Consider the following 20,182-nt stretch of genomic DNA (forward strand, 5'->3'; position numbering starts at 1 on the left):
CTGTGGAGGCCGGGTCGGGCTAACGGCGCGTGGCGATGTTCACGAGCTTCGGCGCGCGCACGATCACGTTCGCGATCTCGCGCCCGGCCACCGATCGGGTCACCGCGTCCGACGCGCGGGCGAGGGACTCGAGCTCGTCGGCGCCGATCTTCGGCGACACCTCGATGCGGTCGCGCACCTTCCCGTCGACCTGCACGATCGCCGTCACGGACTCCTCGACGAGCAGGGCCGGGTCGGCCTTCCGCCACACCACGTTCGCCACGGTCGGCTCGTAGCCCAGGCGCTGCCACATGTCCTCGGCCGTGTACGGGGCGAACAGGTCGAGGATCATCGCGGTCACCTCGGCGGCCTCGCGCACCGCGGCATCCGCCGGGCCGGCCCCCGAATCGATCGCCTTGCGCGTGGCGTTCACGAGCTCCATGAGTCGCGCGACGATCACGTTGAACTTGAACGACTCGGCCAGGCCGGGCGCGTCCGCCAGCAGGCGATGCGTGATGCGGCGCAGCGCCGGGTCGCCCGTCTTCCACTCGACATCCGGGCTCGAGGCGACCTCGCCCGAGATGCGCCAGGCGCGCGCGAGGAACTTCGCGGCACCGACCGGCGACACGTCCGCCCAGTCGATGTCATCCTCGGGCGGGCCCGCGAACGCCATGGTCACGCGCAGCGCATCGGCGCCGTGGGCGGACAGCTCGGAGGCGAACTCGACCAGGTTGCCCTTCGACTTCGACATCTTGTGGCCGTCCATGATCACCATGCCCTGGTTGAGCAGCGACGTGAACGGCTCGGTGAACCCGAGGTAGCCGAGGTCGAACAGCACCTTGGTGAAGAACCGTGCGTAGAGCAGGTGCAGGATCGCGTGCTCGACACCGCCGACGTACTGGTCGACCGGCATCCACTTCTCGGCCTCGGCGGGGTCGAAGGCGCGGTCGTCGTCGTTCGGGTTCAGGTACCGCAGGAAGTACCACGAGCTGTCGACGAAGGTGTCCATCGTGTCGGAGTCGCGCCGGGCCTCGCCGCCGCAGTTCGGGCAGGTGACGCTCGCCCACTCCTCGGCCGCGCCGAGCGGGCTCGAGCCCTTCGGCCGCAGGTCGAGCCCCGCGGCATCCGGCAGCCGGACCGGCAGGTCGGACTCGGGCACGGGCACCTCGCCGCACTGCTCGCAGTGGATGATCGGGATGGGCGTGCCCCAGTACCGCTGCCGGGAGATCAGCCAGTCGCGCAGGCGGTAGTTCTTCGCCGCGCGCCCGAGGCCGCGCTCCTCGAGGATCTCGATGGCACGTCGGATCGCGTTGGACTTGCTGAGCCCGTTCAGCGGGCCCGAGTTCATCAGGCGGCCCTCACCCGTGAGCGCGACGCCCGTCGAGGCGGGGTCGAGCTCGGGCAGGTCCTCGAGGGGCAGCGGCACGCCCTGGTCGTCGACGGGGATGACGGGGATCACGCCGGTCACGGGCGCGTTGGTGTCGACGACCACCCGCACGGGCAGCTCGAAGGCGCGCGCGAAGTCGAGGTCGCGCTGGTCGTGCGCGGGCACCGCCATGATCGCGCCGTGGCCGTAGTCGGCCAGCACGTAGTCGGCCGCCCAGATCGGCAGGCGCTCGCCCGTCAGCGGGTTGGTCGCGTACCGGTCGAGGAACACGCCCGTCTTCGGGCGGTCGGTGGCGAGCCGGTCGATGTCGCTCTCGGCGCGCACCGACTCGAGGTACTGCTCGAACCGCGCGCGCACGTCGTCGGAGGCGCCCTCGACGAGCTCGGCCGCGAGTGCCGAGTCGGGCGCGACGACCATGAAGGTGGCGCCGTAGAGGGTGTCGGGGCGCGTCGTGAACACCGTCACCGGCTCGTCGCGGCCCTCGATGGGGAAGTCGACGTCGGCACCCGACGACCGGCCGATCCAGTTGCGCTGCATCGTGATGACCTTGCCGGGCCACTTGCCCTCGAGCTGGTTCAGGTCGTCGAGCAGGCGGTCGGCGTAGTCGGTGACGCGGAAGTACCACTGCGTGAGCGCCTTCTTCGTCACCACGCTGCCGCAGCGCTCGCAGTGGCCGTCGACGACCTGCTCGTTCGCGAGCACCGTCTGGTCGTTCGGGCACCAGTTGACCTGGCCCGCCTTGCGATAGGCGATGCCCTTCTCGTACAGCTTGAGGAACAGCCACTGGTTCCACTTGTAGTACTCGGGGTCGCTCGTGTGGAGCTCGCGCGACCAGTCGAATGACGGCGCGTACTGCTTGAACGAGCGCTTCTGCTGCTCGATGTTCGCGTAGGTCCACGCCTTGGGGTCGGCGCCGCGCTTGATCGCCGCGTTCTCGGCGGGCAGGCCGAACGAGTCCCATCCGATCGGGTGCAGCACGTCGAAGCCCTGGTGGCGCCAGTAGCGTGCCGCGGCGTCGCCGAACCCGAAGGCCTCGGCGTGGCCCATGTGCAGGTCGCCCGAGGGGTACGGGAACATGTCGAGGATGTACTTGCGCGGGCGGGTGTCGCCCGGCTGCGCGGCACGGAACGGCTGGAGTTCCTCCCACACCGGGCTCCACTTCGCCTGGATGGCGGCGAAGTCGTACGTGCCGGCGTCGGCGGTCTCGGGGGTGTCCTGCTCGTGTGCCACGTGACTCTCAATCGTGCTGCGCGGGGAGGGTGCGGGCGCTCGGCCCGGGACGGGCGCGCGAGCGCGGCGCCCGAGGGACAAGCCTACTCAATGGGCGGACCGGGGCGCCTGCGAGCGGGCGGGGTCCTCGCCGCCGAGGACGGCGATGAGCGCGCGCGCCTTGAGTCGCGTCTCCTCGACCTCCTCCTCCGGGTCCGACAGCGCCGTGATGCCGCCGCCAGTGCCGATCGACGCGCCCCGGGCAGTCAGCACGATCGACCGGATGACCATCGCCAGGTCGGCGGTGCCGTCGACCCCGAGGCATCCGAAGGCCCCCGAGTAGATGCCGCGCGGCCCGCCTTCGAGCTCGTGCAGGATCCGCATCGCGCTCTCCTTCGGCGCCCCGGTCATCGATCCGGCGGGGAACGCCGAGCGCACGGCGTCAAGTGCGGTGAGCGGATGCCGCAGGCGCGCCGTCACGGTCGAGACCAGCTGGTGCACGTGCGGGTACTCCTCGACCTCGAGCAGGCTCGGCACCGCGACCGTGCCGAGTTCGGCGATGCGACCGAGGTCGTTGCGCATGAGATCGACGATCATGAGGTTCTCGGCGCGCTCCTTCTCGCTCGCGCTGAGCTCGGCGCGCAGGGCCCGATCGGTCGCCGCGTCGGCCGACCGCGGGCGTGTGCCCTTCATGGGCTTGGTGGCGACGGTGCCGTCGCGTTCCACGAGGAGGAACTGCTCGGGCGAGGCGCTGAGCAACGCGACGTCGCCGAACCGGAGGAAGCCCCCGTGGTGGCTCGGGCTGCCGCGTCGCAGGCGCAGGTACGCGTCGACCGGATCGGGCCGCACGTCGAGCTCGACCCGGTTGGTGAGGCACAGCTGGTACGCGTCGCCGCGCACGATGGCCTCGCGGCACGCGTCGATCATCCGACGGTACTCCTCGGCGCCGTGCCGCCATCGGGTCGGTGCGGATGGCGCGGGCGTGGTCGCCGCCTGCGTCCGGTCCGGCGCGCCCGCCGGGAGGGCGGCGAGCGTCGCCCGCGTCGCCTCGACCCACCCCTCGACGGACGCCGCGTCCTCACCCTCGAGCCATTCGAGCCGCACGCGCCGGTCCGCGTGCTCGAACACGATCACCCGATCGGCGAGGAAGAACGCCGCGGCCGGCACCTCGGTCGCGGACGCGGGAACCCCGAGGGTGCGAGCGCCGAACTCGTAGCCGAACCATCCGTGCCAGCCCACCGCGGCACGTGCCGACGCGCCGAGGTCGTCGATCGGGTCGACGTCGCCGATGCCGGCCGCGAGCGCGGCGTAGACGTCATCGGGCCGGTCGGCGTCGCCGGCGATCACGACCGGGGTGTCGCGGTCGGCGATCGCGATCACGCTGCGACCGTCGCGGGCACCGTCCCCGCCGTCGAGCCAGGCCGCGATCGGCGCCGTCGCCGCGAGTGCGACGAAGACGGCCTCGGGGTCGCGCCACTCGGGCAGCGTCAGGCTCCGGATGCGTCGTGGCACCCTCCGAGCGTACTGCCGGTGCCGCAGCGGTCCGCGCGCTGGCGGGGTGCGCTCGCCGGGTGCGAGCAGGACGGCGCGTCAGCCCGCACCGAGCCGCACCGTACGGTCGACGAGCCCGTCGGGTGCTCCGGTGTGGGAGATGAGGATCACCGAGCGGCCATCCGCGGCGGCCCCGAGCAGGTCCGCCAGGAGGGCGTCCGCGCGATCCGCGTCGACGCTGGCGGTCGGCTCGTCGAGGATCAGCACCGGGAAGTCGGCGAGCATGGCCCGGGCGAGCGCGATCCGCTGCGCCTGGCCTCCCGAGACCAGCGCGCCCCGCTCCCCAACGCGGGCATCGAGTCCGCCGCGCTCGGCGACCCACGACCCGAGCCCGACCCGATCCAGTGCCTCGAGCAGCTCGGCATCGGTGGCGGTGTCCCGGGCGAAGATGAGGTTCTGGCGGAGGTCCTCGTCGAACAGCCACGGCCGCTGCTCGACGAGGCCCACGACGCGGCGGACGTCCCGCGGATCGAGGTCGCGAGCCTCCACGTCGTCGAGGCGGTACGACCCCTCGTACTCGAGGAACCGGACGAGCACGTGGGCCAGCGTGGTCTTGCCGGAGCCCGACGGCCCCTCCACGAGCACCCGGTCGCCCGGGGCGACGTCGAGGTCGAGCGGCGCCAGGTCGCGTGAGCCGGCATGCCCGGCGCCGCTCGCCCGCGGCCAGCTCGCACTGGCGCCCCTGAGCCGAAGGCCGGGTGTCCGGCGCCGATGCGACGATTTCGGCTCGGGTGCCGGGCCGGACCGCGGCTGCGGCAGCTCCGCCGGGACACCCGCCGGGACGGCGCCGGCCACCCGTTCCGCACTCGCCCGCACGGTGCGGACGGCGCCGATCGCCACGGGGATCGCCGCCGCGACCTCGGCGATCGCGAGCGGGACCAGGCACAGCACGGCGAACGTGGGACCACTGATCCGGCCGTCGGCGAGCAGCGGGGCGGCGGCTCCGAGGCTCGCCGCCGCTGCGACCCCGCCGACCGCGCTCATCGCGGCCGCAGCCAGGCCCTGCGCGGCCGCGCGCGTCCGGGTCGCCCGCTGCAGCTCGGCGCCGATCCGCCGGATGCGTGCCCGGCTCGGCGCCGCCGCGTCGAAGGCCACGAGGACGTCGAGGGCCTGGACGTGTTCGACGATCGCGGCCTGCAGCCGTCCGCGGAGCGGGGCGAGCCGCGCGTCCGCGCGCGCGGCGAGCACCTGCTGGGCCGTCACCGCGACGGCGATGCCGACGCCGAGGCAGGACAGGACGGCGAACGCCGAGCCGGGGGCGAGCCAGGCCAGTCCGGCGATGGCCGCGGCCAGGACGATGGCGGCGCTGACGAGCGGCTGCACGATCCGCAACGAGACGTTCTGGAGTTCGTCGACGTCGCCGACGAATCGCGCGAGGAGGTCGCCGCGGCGGCTCGTAGCGAGCCCGTCGGGTGCGACGGGAAGCATGCGCTCGAACACCCCCGTCCGGATCTCCGCGAGCTGGCGGAAGGCGGCGTCGTGACCGGCGAGGCGTTCGAGGTAGCGGAACACCGCGCGGCCGAGCGCGAAGGCGCGGACGCCCACGACGCCGAGCGACAGGTAGAGGATGGGCGGCTGCTCGGCGGCGCGCGCGATCAACCAGGCGCTCGAGGCGAGCAGCGCGACGCTCGAAAGGCCCGCGAGCACCCCGAGGAGGATCGACGGCACGAGCCGCCCGGCCGGCGGGACGGCACGGCGGAGCACGTCTCGGGTCGATTCACGCATGCGCGACCTCCCGGATGGCGACGACGCGGTCGGCGTGGGCCGCGAGCGTCTCGCGGTGGGTCACGACGAGGACGGTCCGTCCCTCGGCGGTGAGTTCGCGGAGCCCTGCGGCGAGCGCCGCCTCGCGATCGGCGTCGAGCGCCGACGACGGCTCGTCGAGGACGAGCAGGGAGGCGTCGGTCGCGAGCAGGCGGTGGATGGCGCGTGCGACGGCGACGCGCTGTGCCTGTCCGCCGGAGAGGCCGGTGCCGCCGGGTCCGAGCACGGTGCCGGCGGGCACCTCGGCTGCGGCGAGGGCGAGTGCCCGGTCGGCGACGGCGGCGGGGGCGTGCTCGGCGCCGAGGCGTACGTTCTCGGCCACCGTGCCCTCGAGCAGGTGTGCGCTCTGCGCGGCCCACGCGAGTCGCGCCCGCGTGCCCGGACCGAGCGCGACGCCGTCGAGGGTGGCCGTGCCCTCGTAGGGGGCGAAGCCGAGCAGCGCGGCGACGAGCGACGACTTCCCCGACCCGCTCGCCCCCATGACGGCGACGATCTCGCCGGGGGCGGCGTCGAGGTCGATCCCGTCGACCGCGGTGCGCCCGCCGCGGGTGACGCGCACGCCGCGCAGGTGCAGGCCCGCGGCATCCGTCGTCGCTTCGCGGTGGGGCGCGGGCTGGTCGGGGCGACGCTCCGCCGGGTCCGTCTCGAGGAGGTCGAGGGCGCTGCGAGAGGCTTCGAGGCCGGCGGTGGAGGCGTGGAACGCCGCGCCGACGTTGCGGATGGGCAGGAAGACCTCGGGCGCGAGCACGAGCACGAACAGCCCGGGCGCGAAGGACATGTCGCCTGCGACGAGTCGCAGTCCGATGGAGACGGCGACGAGCGCGACGGACAGGCTCGCCGCGAGTTCGAGCGTGAACCCGGAGAGGAACGTGACCCGCAGCACCTTCATGGTGCTCGAGCGGTACTGGTCGGTGACGGTGCGGATGCGCTCCACCTGGCGCTCGGCGCGGCCGTACAGCATCAGCGTCGCGAGTCCCCCGACGACTTCGAGGAACCCCTTGGAGAGCGACTGGAGGCGCTGCCACTGCCGGCGCTGCACGACCTCGGTCGCCATGCCGATGAGCGCCATGAAGACGGGGATGAGCGGCAGGACGATCACGAGGATGAGCCCGGACACCCAGTCCGCCGACCATGCCGCGGCGACGAGGATCGGGGTGGCGACCGCGGTGAGCACCAGTTGCGGCAGGTAGCGCCCGAAGTACTCGTCGAGGGCGTCGAGGCCGGGGCCGAGCAGCGTGGCCGCGTCCGCCGTGGACGTGGGCCGCGCGTCGCCGGGCCGGGCCTCGAGGGCGGCGAGCAGGTCGTCGCGCAGCTCGGCCTTGACCCGCATCGCCCCGGCCGAGCCGAGCCACTCCCAGAGCCAGCCGGCGAGCGCGCGAACGGATGCCGCGGCGACGAGCACCACGATCACCGGTTCGATCCCCCACGGCACGTCGCCCTCGATGAGGCCCACGACGAGCGACGCGAGTGCCCAGGCGAACGCGATCGTCGAGCCGGCCTGGAGCAGCGCGAGCGCGCCGCCGCCGATGAGGAAGCCGCGCGCCGCGCGGGAGCGCCGGATGAGTCGTGGGTCGAGGGGGCGCACGTCAGTGGGCGGCGGCGTCGATCGTCTGCCGGGTCACGCGCTTGCGGAAGACCCAGTAGGTCCAGCCCTGGTACGCGAGGATCAGCGGCAGGAAGATCACGGCGGTCCAGCTCATGACGGTGAGCGTGTACGGCGTGCTGGAGGCGTTGGCGATGGTGAGGCTGTTGGCCGGGTCGTTCGATGCGGGCATCACCTCGGGGAAGAGCGCCGCGAACAGTCCGAAGACCGCCGCGCCGATCGTGACGGCCATCAGGGTGAACGCGGTGCGCTCGGCGCCGCGTCCGTTGGCGAGCCAGGCGCCGACGAGGGCGACCGCGGCGACCGCGGCCAGCGCCCAGAACCAGGCGCTGCCGTTCGCGAGGCCGGTCCAGACGAGGAAGGTGGCGGCCACCGCGATGGTGATGGCGCCGGCCTTCGCCGCGAGGCGGCGGGCGCGCTCGCGGATCTCGCCGTCGGTCTTCAGCGCCGCGAACACGACGCCGTGGGTGAAGAAGAGCAGGAGCGTGGTGAGCCCGCCGAGCAGGGCGTAGGGGTTGAGCAGGTCGAACAGCGTGCCCGTGTAGTTGTGGTTCGCATCGAGCGGGACGCCCTGGACGATGTTGGCGAAGGCGACGCCCCAGAGCAGCGCCGGGACCGCCGAGCCGATGATGATCATCGAGTCGAATCGGCGCTTCCAGGCGAGCTCGGGTCGCTGGTGCCGGTACTCGAAGGACACGCCGCGCGCGATGAGCGCGAGCAGGATGAGCAGCAGCGCGAGGTAGAACCCCGAGAACAGCGTGGCGTACCACTCGGGGAACGCGGCGAAGAGCGCGGCGCCGGCCACGATCACCCAGGTCTCGTTGAGGTCCCACACCGGGCCGATGGTGTTGATGAGCACGCGGCGGTCGGTGTCGTCCTTCGCGAGGAACGGCAGCGACATGCCGACGCCGAAGTCGAATCCGTCGAGCACGAAGTAGCCGACGAAGAGGAAGGCGACGATCCAGAACCAGAGCGTTGCGAGATCCATGTCCGTCTCCTCCTAGTAGACCGTGGCGGCGTGTTCGACCTCGCCCGTCTCCGGGTCCGGCGCGGCGATCTCGGGCGGTCCCGTGCGGATCGCCTTGAGGATCAGCTTCACCTCGACGACCGCGAGGGCGCCGTAGATGAGCGTGAAGGCCACGAGCGAGATCAGGACTTCGAGGCCGGTGACGTTCGGCGACACCGCCGATTCGGTGGGCAGGAGGCTGAACACGATCCAGGGCTGGCGGCCCATCTCGGTGAAGACCCAGCCGACGATCATCGCCATGAGCGAGAGCGGGAAGCTCCAGATCGCGACGGTCCAGACCCAGCGCTGGCGCGGCATCCGACCCTTGCGGGTGAGCCAGAGGCCGGCGACCGCGACGAGGATGTGGAGCATGCCGAGGCCGATCATCCACCGGAACGACCAGTACGTCACCCAGATGATGGGCGCGTAGTCGCCGGGACCGTAGAGGTCGGTGTACAGGGCCTGCAGGTCGTTGATGCCTTCCACGCAGCCGTCGAGGGTGTGCGTCGAGAGCAGGGCGAGCAGGTAGGGCACGCGGATGGAGAACAGCTCGGTGGAGCCGTCGGGCGTGCCGAGGGTGAAGAGCGAGAACGAGGCGTCCGCACCGCAGACGGTGTCGTACGTGGCCTCGGCCGCGGCCATCTTCATGGGCTGCGTGGCGACCATCGCGAGGCTCAGCTGGTCGCCGAAGAACGTGGTGAGCGCGCCGGCTCCGACCATGGTCCAGAGGCCGAACTTCAGGGCGGGGCGCATGGTGTCGAGGTGCTGGTTGCGCGCGAGGTGCCAGGCGGCGGCGCTGATCACGAGGCCGGCCGAGACCATGAAGGATGCCGCGATCGTGTGCGGGAACGCGGCGACGGCCACCGGGTTCGTCAGCAGCGCCCAGATGTCGACGAGTTCGGCGCGCCCGCGCTCGGCGTTCATCTGGTAGCCGACGGGGTTCTGCATGAAGGCGTTGGCCGCGATGATGAAGTAGGCCGACAGGATGGTGCCGATCGCGACGACCCAGATGGTCGCGAGGTGCAGCTTCTGCGGGAGCCGGTTCCAGCCGAAGATCCAGAGGCCGATGAAGGTGGCCTCGAGGAAGAACGCGAGCAGGCCCTCGAGGGCGAGCGGGGCGCCGAAGACGTCGCCGACGAACCGGGAGTACTCCGACCAGTTCATCCCGAACTGGAACTCCTGCACGATGCCGGTCACGACGCCCATCGCGAAGTTGATGAGGAAGATCGTGCCGAAGAACCGCGTGATCCGCAGGTACTCGATCCTGCCCGTGCGCACCCACGCGGTCTGGAAGACGGCTGCGGTGGTCGCGAGTCCGATGGTGAGGGGGACGAAGAGGAAGTGGTAGACCGTCGTGAGTCCGAACTGCCACCTGGCGAGCAGGAGCGGATCGAGGAGCTCGTTCACTGCGGGGGCCCCTTTCGTGGGAGTGACGGCGCGTTCTTCTACACAGCGTAGAGCACTTTTCTACGATGTGTAGAACCTTTGGGCCCTTGCGCGGTATCCTCGATGTATGGCAGGACTCGGCGACCTCGAGCGCTCGGTGATGGAGCAGCTCTGGAAGAGCGACGGACCGCTCACGGCGAACGAGGTGCGCGAGCACCTCGCCGACCCGTCCGACCCGTCGCGCACCCCGGCCACGACCACCGTCCTCACCGTGCTCTCCCGCCTCGAGCGCAAGGGCTTCGTCACCCGCGCCCGCGAGACGCGCCCGCACCGCTACCGCGCGCTGCTCTCCCGGGCCGAGCACACCGCCGAACTCATGCACGAGGTGCTCTCGTCCTCCTCCGACCGCGACGCGGCGCTGGCCCGCTTCGTCGGCACGGTCAGCGACGGCGAGGCGCGCACGCTGCGCCGCCTCCTCGACGAGCTCGTGCGTCGCTGACGTGGTCGCCGCCGCCGTCCTGCTCGGCGTCGTCGCGCTCGCGCTCGCCTGGCCGGTCCCCGTCGCCCTCGCCCGGGCATCCTGGCCGGCGCGCTCCCCCGCCACGGCACTGGCGCTCTGGCAGGGCATCGCACTCGGAGGCGGCCTCGCCATGATCGGCTCGCTGCTCGTCTTCGGCGCGTCGCCGGGCGGATCGATCGTCGGCGCGGCCCGCGATTTGCTGCCCGCCTTCACCGCCGGCCCGATCCCCGACGGCTACGGCGTGATCCACCTCGCGGCGCTCACCCTCGCCGTCGGGCTCACCGTCCACCTCGCCCTGAACCTCCTCTCGACCGCCATCCGCGCCGAACGGGCCCGTCGGCGGCAGCACCGGCTCGTCGACCTCCTCGCCGAGCCCGCCGCCGACCCGGCCGGTCCGCGCGTGCTCTCCCATCCCGTGCCCGTCGCCTACTGCGTCCCCGGCATCCGCACCGCCACCGTCATCACCCAGGGGCTCGTCGAGCTGCTCGACGCCGACGAGCTGCGCGCCGTCGTCTCGCATGAACGCGCGCACCTCGACCAGTTCCACCACCTCGTCCTGCTCGCGTTCCGGGCCTGGCACGGCGCGCTCCCCTGGTTCCCCATCGCCAACCGCGCCGAACGGGCCGTCGCACTGCTCACCGAACTGCTCGCCGACGACCGCGCCCGTCGCGAGACCGGCCCCGAGCCGCTCCGGCGGGCGCTCGTCCTCGTCGGAAGTGCCGGCGAGCCCGGGGCGTACGCCGACGCCGGCGGCGTGAATCCGGACGCCGGCATGCTCGAGCAGCGCCTCGAGCGGCTCGAACCGGGGCGGCATCCGCTCGGCCCCGTCGCCCGCACGGCCAGCGGGATCGCCGCGGCCCTCATCGTCGCGACGCCCGTCGTGGTGCTCGCCGCCGTGACGCTCTGACGGCTCACAGCCGCCACGGCGACCCACGCCCTAGGCTCGGAGCGTGAACGAGCTGCTCGACGGCATCCTCGGCACCGTCGAAGGTGTCGATCCCGTGCTGCGGACCGTCCTGGCCGGCATCGGCATCATGCTCGAGACCTCCGTGCTGATCGGCCTGGTCGTCCCGGGCGACAGCATCGTCATCGTCGCCTCCACCGCGGTCGACGGTCCCGTCGAGTACCTCGCGCTCGCCCTCACGGTCATCATCGGCGCGCTGGTCGGCGAGAGCATCGGCTTCGCGCTCGGGCGATGGTTCGGACCGCGCATCGAACGATCGCGCGTCGGTCGCCGGATCGGCGAGCACAACTGGCACCGCGCGCGTCGCTACCTCGCGCGTCGCGGCGGGCCGGCCGTCTTCATCTCTCGGTTCCTGCCCGTGCTGCACTCCCTCGTGCCGCTGACCGTCGGCATGAGCGACATGTCCTACCGGCGCTTCATCGCCTGGACCACCCCGGCGTGCATCATCTGGTCGTTCGCGTACGTGAGCGTCGGCAGCGCCGCCGCGGGCGGCTACCGCAGCCTCAGCGACGACCTCCACTGGGCCGGCTACCTGTTCGTCGGGGCGATCGTCCTGTTCCTGGTGCTCGTGTGGGCGGCGAAGAAGGTCCTGATGCGGCTCGAGGCGCGGCACATGGCGGATGACGCGGTGCACGACGCCGGCGCCGCGGTGGCCCCGCACGGCATCGCGCCCGAGGTCGAGCCCGCCGGGGAACCGGCCGTCGCACGCGACGAAGGGCCGGCCGCCGAGGCGACCGACCCTTCCGAGCGACGTCGAGAGCCCTAGAAGAGGGCCTTCTCGGCGAGCCAGTCGCTCGCGATCTGGTCGGCCGACTGCTGCTCGTTCACGCTGAGCGCGTTCAGCGCCACGAGGTCCTCGGGAGTGAGGGCCGCGCTGACCGTGTCGATGACCTCGGCCATCTCGTCGGTCACCTTCTCGCTCACGACGGGGACGACGTTCGACGACAGGAACAGCCCTTCCGGGTCCTCGAGCGTCACGAGGTCGTTCGCGGCGATGTTCGGGTCGGCGCTGTAGATGTTCACCATCTGCACCTGGTCGTCGACGAGCGCCTTCAGGGTCAGCGGGCCGCCGCTGTCCTCGATGGGCGTGAACGCCACGTCGACGCCGTAGACGGACTTCAGGCCCTCCGGCCCGTACGGGCGCGTCTCGAGCTCGGAGTTGCCGCCGAGCGTGATCGGGGTCGAGACGTCCTTCAGGTCGGCGAGGCTGGTGACCCCGTTCTCCTCGGAGAACGTGCGGGTGACGTTGTAGGAGTCCTGGTCGGTCGCCGGCGACTGCTCGAGCACGCGCAGCCCCTCGGGAAGCGAACCCTCGAGCTCGGCGTAGACGTCGTCGCTCGTGGTGGCCGTCGTGTCGGGCACGTAGTACTGGAGGAGGTTGCCGGTGTACTCGGGGAAGACGTCGATCGCGCCGTCCTCGATCTCGGGGATGTAGACCTCGCGCTGGCCGATCCGGAACTGCCGGTCGACCGTGAAGCCGTTCTCCTCGAGCGCCTGGGCGTACAGCTCGGCGATGATCTCGTTCGAGTAGTAGTCCTGCGAGCCGACGACGATCGTCTCCGAGCCGCCGTCGCCCCCCTCGCCGCCCGATCCGCTGTCGAGCGGATCGCCGGATGCACACCCTGCCAGGGCCACTGTCGCCCCGACCGCGACCGCCGCCAGGGCGACGAGCCGGCCTTTTCCTGCTGTGGTCATTGCTGGTTCCCTTCGGTGATGGGTTGCCCCACGGCCGCTCGGGACCGGGCTGGTCCCGAACGGAGCTCTCTGGCGCGGGTGGCGCGCACGCCGGCGGGCACCACGAGCCGCTGCGCGAGTGCGAACAGCCCGTCGACGACCAGCGCCAGCAGGATCACGAGGATGGATCCGCCGAGCATCTCGGCGTAGTCGCGGGTCTTCAGCCCGCTGAAGATGAAGCGGCCGAGCCCCTCGTCGGCGATGTACGCCGCGAGCGTGGCCGTCGCGATGATCTGCAGGGTGGCCGAGCGGATGCCGCCGACGACGATCGGCAGCCCCAGGGGCAGCTCCACCTTGCCGACGATCTGCAGCTCCCGCATGCCCATGGCCCGGGCCGCGTCGATCGTGCGCCGGTCGACCGACTCGAAGCCGGCGTACGCGCCGGCCAGCAGCGGCGGGATCGCGAGGATCACGAGCGCGATGACGGGCGCCTGCAGGCCGATCCCGAGCCAGGTGCCGAACAGCGTCAGCACGCCGAGCGTCGGCAGCGCGCGGAGCCCGCCGGAGAGCATGACGGCCGGTTCGCGGCCGCGACCGGTGTGTCCGACCCACGCGCCCACGGGCAGGGCGATGATCGCGGCGATGACGAGCACGACCGCGGACACCCCTAGGTGCTCGCCGAGGCGCTGCGGGATGCTGCCGGCGCCACTCCAGTTGGCGGGGTCGGCGAGCCAGGCGAAGGCGTCGGCGAAGAGGTTCACGAGCCCTCCGCTCCGACGGCGACCTCGACCGGCGCCGCACGGCGGAGCCGCGACGTGCGCGTCCACGGCATGAGCAGGCGGCCGAGGAGGACGGCGATCCAGTCGAGCAGCAGGGCGAGCAGGATCGTCGCGACGATGCCGGTGATGATCTCGACCTGGATGCCGCGCTGGAACCCGTCGGTGAAGAGGCTGCCGAGGCTCTGCACGCCGATCACCGCGCCGACCGTGGCGAGGCTCACGGTGCTCACGATCACCACGCGGAGCCCGGAGAGCAGCACGGGCCCGGCGAGCGGGAGCTCGACGCCCCAGAACCGCCCCGCCGCCGAATAGCCGATGGCGGTGGCCGACTGGCGGATGTCGCGCTCGACCGCGTCGAACGCGTCGGTCGCGGTGCGCACGAGCACGGCGATGCCGTACAGCGTGAGGGCGATCACGAGGTTCACGGGCGAGCGGAGGCTCAGCCCGGTGGCGGCGGGCAGCGCGATGAACAGCGCGAGCGAGGGGATGGCGTACAGCAGCCCGACGATCGAGAGCAGGATGCCGCGCGACCACCGGTGCCGGTGGGCGATCCATCCGAGCGGGACCGACAGCACGAAGCTCAGTATGATCGCCGGCACCGACAATGCCAGGTGCACCACGACGAGTTCGCCGACGCGGTCGAGGTTGGACCAGAGCCAGTTCACGAGGTGAGGACCCCGGCCGGGCGTCCGTCGGCGTCGACGACGATCCTCCGCCCGTCGACCTCGCGCACGTGGAGGGCCCGCTTGCCGCGATCGGCGCCCACGAAGTCCGCCACGAACGAGTCGGCGGGGTTCGCCAGGATCTCGGCCGGTGAGGCGGCCTGGGAGATGCGCCCGCCCTGCTGCATGATCACGACCTGGTCGCCGAGGAGGAACGCCTCGTCGATGTCGTGGGTGACGAATACGACCGTCTTGCCGAGCTCGCCCTGCAGTCGCAGCAGCTCCTGTTGCAGCTCGGCGCGCACGATCGGGTCGACCGCACCGAAGGGCTCGTCCATCAACAGGATGTTCGGGTCGACGGCCAGCCCGCGGGCGACGCCCACGCGCTGCTGCTGTCCGCCCGAGAGCTGCGACGGGTACTTGTCGGCGAGGGACCGGTCGAGGCCGACCGTGTCGAGCAGTTCGAGGGCGCGCGCGTGCGCGGCGCGCTTCGACTCGCCGCGCAGCAGCGGCACGGTCGCGACGTTGTCGATCACCTTGCGGTGCGGCAGCAGGCCGGAGTTCTGCATCACGTATCCGATGCCCCGCCGGAGCTTCACCGGATCGACCGTCGCGACATCCGTGCCGTCGATGAGGACCTGGCCGCCGGTCGGGTCGACCATGCGGTTGATCATCCGGAGCAGGGTCGTCTTGCCCGAGCCGGACGAGCCGACGAGCACCGTCGTCTCATGCGGCGGGATGACGATGTCGACGTCGCTGACGGCCACGGTGCCGTCTGGGAACTGCTTCGTGACACCGCGGAACTCGATCATGCTGCCTCCCCCGTGCGGGGCGCCGGTCGGCGCATCCTCAAGCCAAACACCTCGCGGCGGTCGGTGGCAACGGCGGCAGGCCGGTTCGGGCGGCTCTCGGGAGGTTCTCAGGCCGCGGTCGTCGCCGCGATCCGGTCGGCGAGGTGCTCGTCGAGGTACACGCGCACCACGCGCCGCGCCTCGTCGAGGTACCGGACGTCGCCGGCCGCGTCGCGCGCGAAGGCGCGGTGGATGAGCGCCTCGCCGATCTCGACGGCGATGCCGAGGCGGAACCGGGTCTCGGCGTCGTTGCGGATGCCGAAGTCGTGCTCGAGGAGGAGCGCGAGGCGGTGGGCGATCTCCGCCTCGCCGTCGCGCTCGGACAGCTCACGAGGCGCCGCGTGGATGACCGTGAACCCGGGCTCGTCGCGGTACAGCTCGGCGCACACCGCGAGGGCGGCGTCGATGACGTTCCACCAGTCGGCGAGCTCGGCCTGCTCGAGTGCCTCGGCGAGGCGCTCGCGGTACCGGCGCACGCTGCGCTCCCGGAGCGCGTGCAGGACGGCGACGCGGTCGGGGAAGTACCGGTAGACCGTGCCGATCGACGCGCCGGCCCGCTCGGCGACCATCTGGGTCGTCAGGCGTTCGAAGCCGAGCTCGTCCACGATCTCGGCCGCGGCGTCGAGCAGCGCGTCGAGCCGCTGGGTGCTGCGGCGCTGCGTCGGCTCGGTGCGGACCGAGCGCCTCCGGCCGTGATCGGTCCCGAGGATCAGGTCGATGTTGGGCACGGGACCTCCTCACTTGCCGGACCACTCTACCCGCGACGCGCGACCTCGCGGACGCGGGCGGCGTCGCGCCGGGTTTGACCCATGGTCGGGACCGCATGAAAGACTGAGTGGATGCCGGTGAGTTCCCCTGTCCCGGCCGGTTCCCGGCAACGACCGGTCCGGCACGGTGCCGCGCGCCTCGAAGACTGGATCCACGACGTCCGCGAGCGCTGGGCGCGGCGCCGGGGCCACGTCCCGACCGTGGTTCCGTACACGGGCTACGGCTCGACGCAGTGGGTGCGGGTGTTCTGCCGCGTGCTCCTCGCGAAGCCGGCGTCGGCCGAGGGCACGTCCAAGCGCCGCCGGCGCCGCCGCGAGCAGGGCATCCGCGGCTGGCGCAGCTTCACGAGCGTCCCCGTGGGCGACGTGCGCGTGACGATCGAGGTCGGGGGCGAGCGCATCGAGGTGCTCGCCGACCGCGGCGGCGTGGTCGACACGCGAATTCCGGCCAACCTCGAACCGGGCTGGAACCGCGCCGTGCTGCAGGTCGAGGGATCCGAGCCGGTCGAGGCGCCGATCTGGGTGGTCGCACCCGACGTCCACTTCGGCATCGTGTCCGACATCGACGACACCGTCATGGTCACGGCGCTCCCCCGCCCGTTCGTGGCGTTCTGGAACACCTTCGTGCTCGACGAGCACGCCCGCAGCCCCACTCCGGGCATGGCCGTGCTGTACGAGCGGCTCGTGCGCCAGCATCCGGGTTCCCCGGTCGTCTACCTCTCGACCGGCGCCTGGAACGTCGCCCCGACGCTCACCCGGTTCCTCTCGCGCAACCTCTACCCCGCCGGCCCCATCCTGCTGACCGATTGGGGACCGACGCACGACCGCTGGTTCCGCAGCGGCCGCGAGCACAAGTCCGACAACCTGCGGCGGCTCGCCGAGGAGTTCCCCGACATCCGGTGGCTGCTCATCGGCGACGACGGCCAGCACGACGAGGAGCTCTACGCGTCCTTCGCGGCCGAGCACCCCGAGCGGGTCGCCGCCGTCGCGATCCGCGAGCTCTCGGTCGGCGAGGCGGTGCTCGCGGGCGGTCGCAGCAAGGCCGAGCAGCACGGCGCCGACGTCCCCTGGGTGTCCGCCAGCGACGGTGCGACCCTGGCCGACCGGCTCGCCGACATCGGCATGCTCTGAGCGGCATGCACCGCGCAGCGGCGGCTCGTCGCGATGGCGCCGGCGTCGACCTCGGCGGTCAGGCGACGGATGCCGCGACGCTCCGCTCGCGCCGCAGGCGTTCGAGTCCCCGGTTGACCTGGCGCGCCCAGAGCGGGCCGCGGTAGACGAAGCCCGTGTAGCCCTGGACGAGCGTGGCTCCGGCGTCCAGTCGTTCCTGCACGTCCTCGGCGGTCTCCACGCCACCCACCGACACCACGCAGAGCGACGCCGGCACGTGCTCCCGGATGAGGCGCAGCACCGCGAGCGACCGGGTCGCGAGCGGCGCGCCGGAGAGCCCGCCCGCGCCGATCGCCTCGACCTCCGCGGGCGGCGTCAGGAGCCCGGCCCGGGAGATGGTCGTGTTGGTCGCGATGATCCCGTCCAGTCCCAGCCGGACGACGAGCTCGCAGATGCGCACCACTTCGGCGTCGTCGAGGTCGGGCGCGATCTTCACGAGCAACGGCGTGCGCCCGGCGGCCTCGCGGACCGCCTCGAGCAGCGGCGCGAGAGCGTCGAGTTCCTGCAGGCCCCGCAGTCCCGGCGTGTTCGGCGAGCTGACGTTGACGACGAGGTAGTCGGCGTGCGGGGCCAGCACCTTCGTGCTCCGCACGTAGTCCTCGGTCGCCCGCTCGACGGGCGTGACCCGGCTCTTGCCGATGTTGACGCCGAGCACCGGTCGATGGGGGCGACGGGACAGCCGCGAGATGCGGCCCGCCGCGGCATCCGCACCGCCGTTGTTGAAGCCCATGCGGTTCACCAGCGCGCGGTCGGCGACGAGCCGGAACAGGCGCGGGCGCTCGTTGCCCGGCTGCGCGATCGCGGTGAGGGTGCCGACCTCGACGTGGCCGAAGCCCAGGTGACCGAGGCCGACGACCGCGAGCGCATCCTTGTCGAAGCCCGCGGCGACGCCGAACGGCGACGGGAACCGCAGCCCCAGCGCCTCGACCGCGAGCTCGGGCGCGGGCGCCGTGCCGCGTTCGACCAGGCGGCCGATGCCGAGGAGCGGCAGCCGGCGGATGACGCCGAAGGCGAGGTGGTGGGCGCGCTCCGGGTCCATGCGCGTGAAGACCTGGGAGAAGAGAAGTCGATACATGCCGTGGGACAGGCTACTCGACCGGACGCGCGGGCAGGCGCCCGTGCTCCTCGCGCAGCTGGCCGATGGCCGACTCGAAGTCCTCGAGCGACTCGAACGCCTGGTAGACGCTCGCGAACCGGAGGTAGGCCACCTCGTCGAGGTCGCGGAGCGGCGGCAGGATCGCCAGGCCGATGTCGTTCGCCTCGATCTGCGACGCGCCCGTGGAGCGGATCGTCTCCTCGACCTTCTGCGCGAGGACGGCGAGGTCGGAATCGGTGACCGGCCGCCCCTGGCACGCCTTCTTCACGCCGAGCACGACCTTCTCGCGGCTGAACGGCTCGATGACGCCGGAGCGCTTGATCACCGCGAGGCTCGCCGTCTCGGTCGTCGAGAACCGACGGCCGCACTCCGGGCACTGGCGGCGGCGACGGATCGAGAGCCCGTCATCGCTCGTGCGGGAGTCGATGACGCGCGAGTCCGGGTGGCGGCAGAACGGGCAGTGCATGGTGCTCCCAGCGTAGCGGCGCGGTCAGGGTCGGTCGCCGAAGCGGGCCGTCACGGCCTCGCCGTGCGCGGGCAGGTCCTCCTCGGCGGACAGCGCGGCGATGACCGGCGCGACCTCGCGGAGCGCGGCCTCGTCGTACCGCACCACCTGCTGCGGCCGGAGGAAGGTCGCGGCCGACAGGCCCGCGGCGGAGCGCGCCTGCCCGCCGGTCGGCAGCACGTGGTTCGATCCGGCCGCGTAGTCGCCGAGGCTCACCGGCGAGTACGGGCCGATGAAGATGGCGCCGGCGTTCTCGATCCGGGCGAGCGTCGCATCGGCGTCGCGCACCTGGATCTCGAGGTGCTCGGCCCCGAACGCGTTCGCGAAGTCGGCGGCCTGCACGAGGTCGTCGACGAGCACGACGGCCGACTGCGGGCCCTCGAGGGCCGTGCGGACCCGGTCGGCGTGGCGGGTCGCCGCGACCCGGGCAGCGAGCCGGTCGAGCACCCGCTCGGCGAACGCCGGCGAGTCGGTCACCAGCACGGCCGCGGCGAGCTCGTCGTGCTCGGCCTGGCTCACGAGGTCGGATGCCACGAGGTCGGCGTCGGCGGTGTCATCCGCGATGACGAGGATGTCGGTGGGTCCCGCCTCGGAATCGATGCCGGTGACGCCCTGCACGAGCCGCTTCGCCGCCGCGACGAAGACGTTGCCCGGCCCGGTGACCCGCTGGACCGGGTCCAGGCCGATTCCCGGGACGCCGTAGGCGAAGGCGCCGATCGCTCCCGCGCCGCCCATCGCGTAGACCTCGTCGATGCCGAGCAGGGCCGCGACGCCCGCGATGGTCGGGTGGATGCGGCCGCCGTGGGCCGCCTGCGCGGGCGAGGCGAGCGCGATGGACCGGACGCTGGCCACCTGCGCGGGCACGACGTTCATCACCACGGACGACGGGTACACGGCCTTGCCGCCGGGCACGTAGAGTCCGACGCGCGCCACCGGCTGCCACCGCTGCTCGACCACGGCACCGGGTCCGAGGACCGTCGTCGCGGGAGCGGGCACCTGCGCCGCGCTGGCTGCGCGCACGCGCTCGGTGGTCGACTCGACGGCGCGCCGCACCTCGTCGGTCAGCGCATCGCGCGCCGCCCGGAGCTCGTCGGCGCTCACCCGCACGGCGGCCGGGCGGACGCGGTCGAACCGCTCGGCCTGGTCGAGCAGCGCGGCCTCGCCGCGGGAGCGGACGTCGTCGATGAGCTCCCTGGCCGGGTCGAGCGCCGCCGCGACATCCGTCGCGGCACGCGGGACGAGGTCGAGCAGTTCGCTCATCGAGGGACGGGAGTCGCGGAGATCGATCGTGCGCAGCATGGCCCGCCCA

General features: G+C 72.4%; 18 protein-coding genes. 4 read left to right on the forward strand and 14 right to left on the reverse strand.

The window, feature by feature from the left end:
- Window positions 1-19: 19 nt before the first annotated feature.
- The 6 genes from leuS to M1L56_RS08645 form a co-directional block, all read right to left on the reverse strand.
- Window positions 20-2,596, reverse strand: a complete 2,577-nt coding sequence (leuS, locus tag M1L56_RS08620; protein ID WP_248598905.1) for a leucine--tRNA ligase — start codon at window positions 2,594-2,596, stop codon at window positions 20-22.
- Window positions 2,597-2,683: 87 nt separating this feature from the next.
- Window positions 2,684-4,087, reverse strand: a complete 1,404-nt coding sequence (pabB, locus tag M1L56_RS08625; RefSeq protein WP_248598906.1) for an aminodeoxychorismate synthase component I — start codon at window positions 4,085-4,087, stop codon at window positions 2,684-2,686.
- 78 nt (window positions 4,088-4,165) lie between these two features.
- Window positions 4,166-5,851: a thiol reductant ABC exporter subunit CydC gene (gene cydC, locus M1L56_RS08630; RefSeq protein ID WP_248598907.1), complete on the reverse strand. Its 1,686-nt coding sequence runs from the start codon at window positions 5,849-5,851 to the stop codon at window positions 4,166-4,168.
- Entirely contained in the window at window positions 5,844-7,475 is a 1,632-nt protein-coding gene (gene cydD, locus M1L56_RS08635) for a thiol reductant ABC exporter subunit CydD (RefSeq protein WP_248598908.1), read from the reverse strand. Before cydD ends, cydC begins: the two co-directional genes overlap by 8 nt.
- 1 nt (window position 7,476) lies before the next feature.
- A complete protein-coding gene (cydB, locus tag M1L56_RS08640; RefSeq protein WP_248598909.1) occupies window positions 7,477-8,481 on the reverse strand; it encodes a cytochrome d ubiquinol oxidase subunit II in 1,005 nt (334 codons plus the stop codon).
- Window positions 8,482-8,493: 12 nt separating this feature from the next.
- Window positions 8,494-9,906 (reverse strand): cytochrome ubiquinol oxidase subunit I, encoded by a 1,413-nt coding sequence (locus M1L56_RS08645; protein WP_067945378.1) that lies wholly within the window; start codon window positions 9,904-9,906, stop codon window positions 8,494-8,496.
- A gap of 106 nt (window positions 9,907-10,012) precedes the next feature.
- On the opposite strand from M1L56_RS08645, the gene M1L56_RS08650 reads away from it, so the two are divergent.
- Genes M1L56_RS08650 through M1L56_RS08660 form a run of 3 tightly spaced genes read left to right on the forward strand, consistent with a single transcriptional unit; the run spans window position 10,013 to window position 12,135 of the window.
- Entirely contained in the window at window positions 10,013-10,384 is a 372-nt protein-coding gene (locus tag M1L56_RS08650) for a BlaI/MecI/CopY family transcriptional regulator (protein WP_067945376.1), read from the forward strand.
- 1 nt (window position 10,385) lies between these two features.
- Window positions 10,386-11,312, forward strand: a complete 927-nt coding sequence (locus tag M1L56_RS08655) for a M56 family metallopeptidase (RefSeq protein WP_248598910.1) — start codon at window positions 10,386-10,388, stop codon at window positions 11,310-11,312.
- A 43-nt stretch (window positions 11,313-11,355) separates the two neighbouring features.
- Window positions 11,356-12,135, forward strand: coding sequence for a DedA family protein (locus M1L56_RS08660; protein ID WP_082846893.1), 780 nt, complete (start codon window positions 11,356-11,358; stop codon window positions 12,133-12,135).
- Here the strand turns inward: M1L56_RS08660 and M1L56_RS08665 are convergent.
- The 5 genes from M1L56_RS08665 to M1L56_RS08685 all read right to left on the reverse strand — a co-directional run bounded on the left by M1L56_RS08665 (window position 12,132) and on the right by M1L56_RS08685 (window position 16,063).
- A complete protein-coding gene (locus tag M1L56_RS08665; protein ID WP_248598911.1) occupies window positions 12,132-13,064 on the reverse strand; it encodes an ABC transporter substrate-binding protein in 933 nt (310 codons plus the stop codon). The two genes, M1L56_RS08660 and M1L56_RS08665, sit on opposite strands and share 4 nt — an antisense overlap.
- Window positions 13,061-13,804 (reverse strand): ABC transporter permease, encoded by a 744-nt coding sequence (locus tag M1L56_RS08670; RefSeq protein ID WP_248598912.1) that lies wholly within the window; start codon window positions 13,802-13,804, stop codon window positions 13,061-13,063. Before M1L56_RS08670 ends, M1L56_RS08665 begins: the two co-directional genes overlap by 4 nt.
- A complete protein-coding gene (locus M1L56_RS08675; protein ID WP_067945369.1) occupies window positions 13,801-14,487 on the reverse strand; it encodes an ABC transporter permease in 687 nt (228 codons plus the stop codon). The genes M1L56_RS08670 and M1L56_RS08675 overlap by 4 nt, the downstream gene beginning before the upstream one ends.
- Entirely contained in the window at window positions 14,484-15,296 is an 813-nt protein-coding gene (locus M1L56_RS08680; RefSeq protein ID WP_067945367.1) for an ABC transporter ATP-binding protein, read from the reverse strand. The genes M1L56_RS08675 and M1L56_RS08680 overlap by 4 nt, the downstream gene beginning before the upstream one ends.
- 107 nt (window positions 15,297-15,403) lie before the next feature.
- On the reverse strand, window positions 15,404-16,063 hold the full coding sequence (locus M1L56_RS08685; protein WP_248598913.1) for a TetR/AcrR family transcriptional regulator: 660 nt from the start codon (window positions 16,061-16,063) through the stop codon (window positions 15,404-15,406).
- A gap of 111 nt (window positions 16,064-16,174) precedes the next feature.
- Here M1L56_RS08685 and M1L56_RS08690 point away from each other — a divergent pair, with 111 nt between their 5' ends.
- Entirely contained in the window at window positions 16,175-17,233 is a 1,059-nt protein-coding gene (locus M1L56_RS08690) for an App1 family protein (RefSeq protein WP_374256317.1), read from the forward strand.
- Window positions 17,234-17,291: 58 nt separating this feature from the next.
- On the opposite strand, the gene M1L56_RS08695 is transcribed toward M1L56_RS08690, so the two are convergent.
- The 3 genes from M1L56_RS08695 to hisD are packed head-to-tail and all read right to left on the reverse strand — an operon-like array spanning window position 17,292 to window position 20,172.
- Window positions 17,292-18,347, reverse strand: a complete 1,056-nt coding sequence (locus tag M1L56_RS08695; protein ID WP_067945362.1) for a quinone-dependent dihydroorotate dehydrogenase — start codon at window positions 18,345-18,347, stop codon at window positions 17,292-17,294.
- 13 nt (window positions 18,348-18,360) lie between these two features.
- On the reverse strand, window positions 18,361-18,834 hold the full coding sequence (nrdR, locus tag M1L56_RS08700; RefSeq protein ID WP_067945360.1) for a transcriptional regulator NrdR: 474 nt from the start codon (window positions 18,832-18,834) through the stop codon (window positions 18,361-18,363).
- Window positions 18,835-18,858: 24 nt separating this feature from the next.
- Window positions 18,859-20,172, reverse strand: a complete 1,314-nt coding sequence (gene hisD / locus M1L56_RS08705; RefSeq protein ID WP_248598915.1) for a histidinol dehydrogenase — start codon at window positions 20,170-20,172, stop codon at window positions 18,859-18,861.
- Window positions 20,173-20,182: the final 10 nt, after the last annotated feature.

It is taken from the genome of Agromyces sp. C10 (assembly GCF_023217995.1).
In the GTDB taxonomy this organism is placed as follows: domain Bacteria; phylum Actinomycetota; class Actinomycetes; order Actinomycetales; family Microbacteriaceae; genus Agromyces; species Agromyces indicus.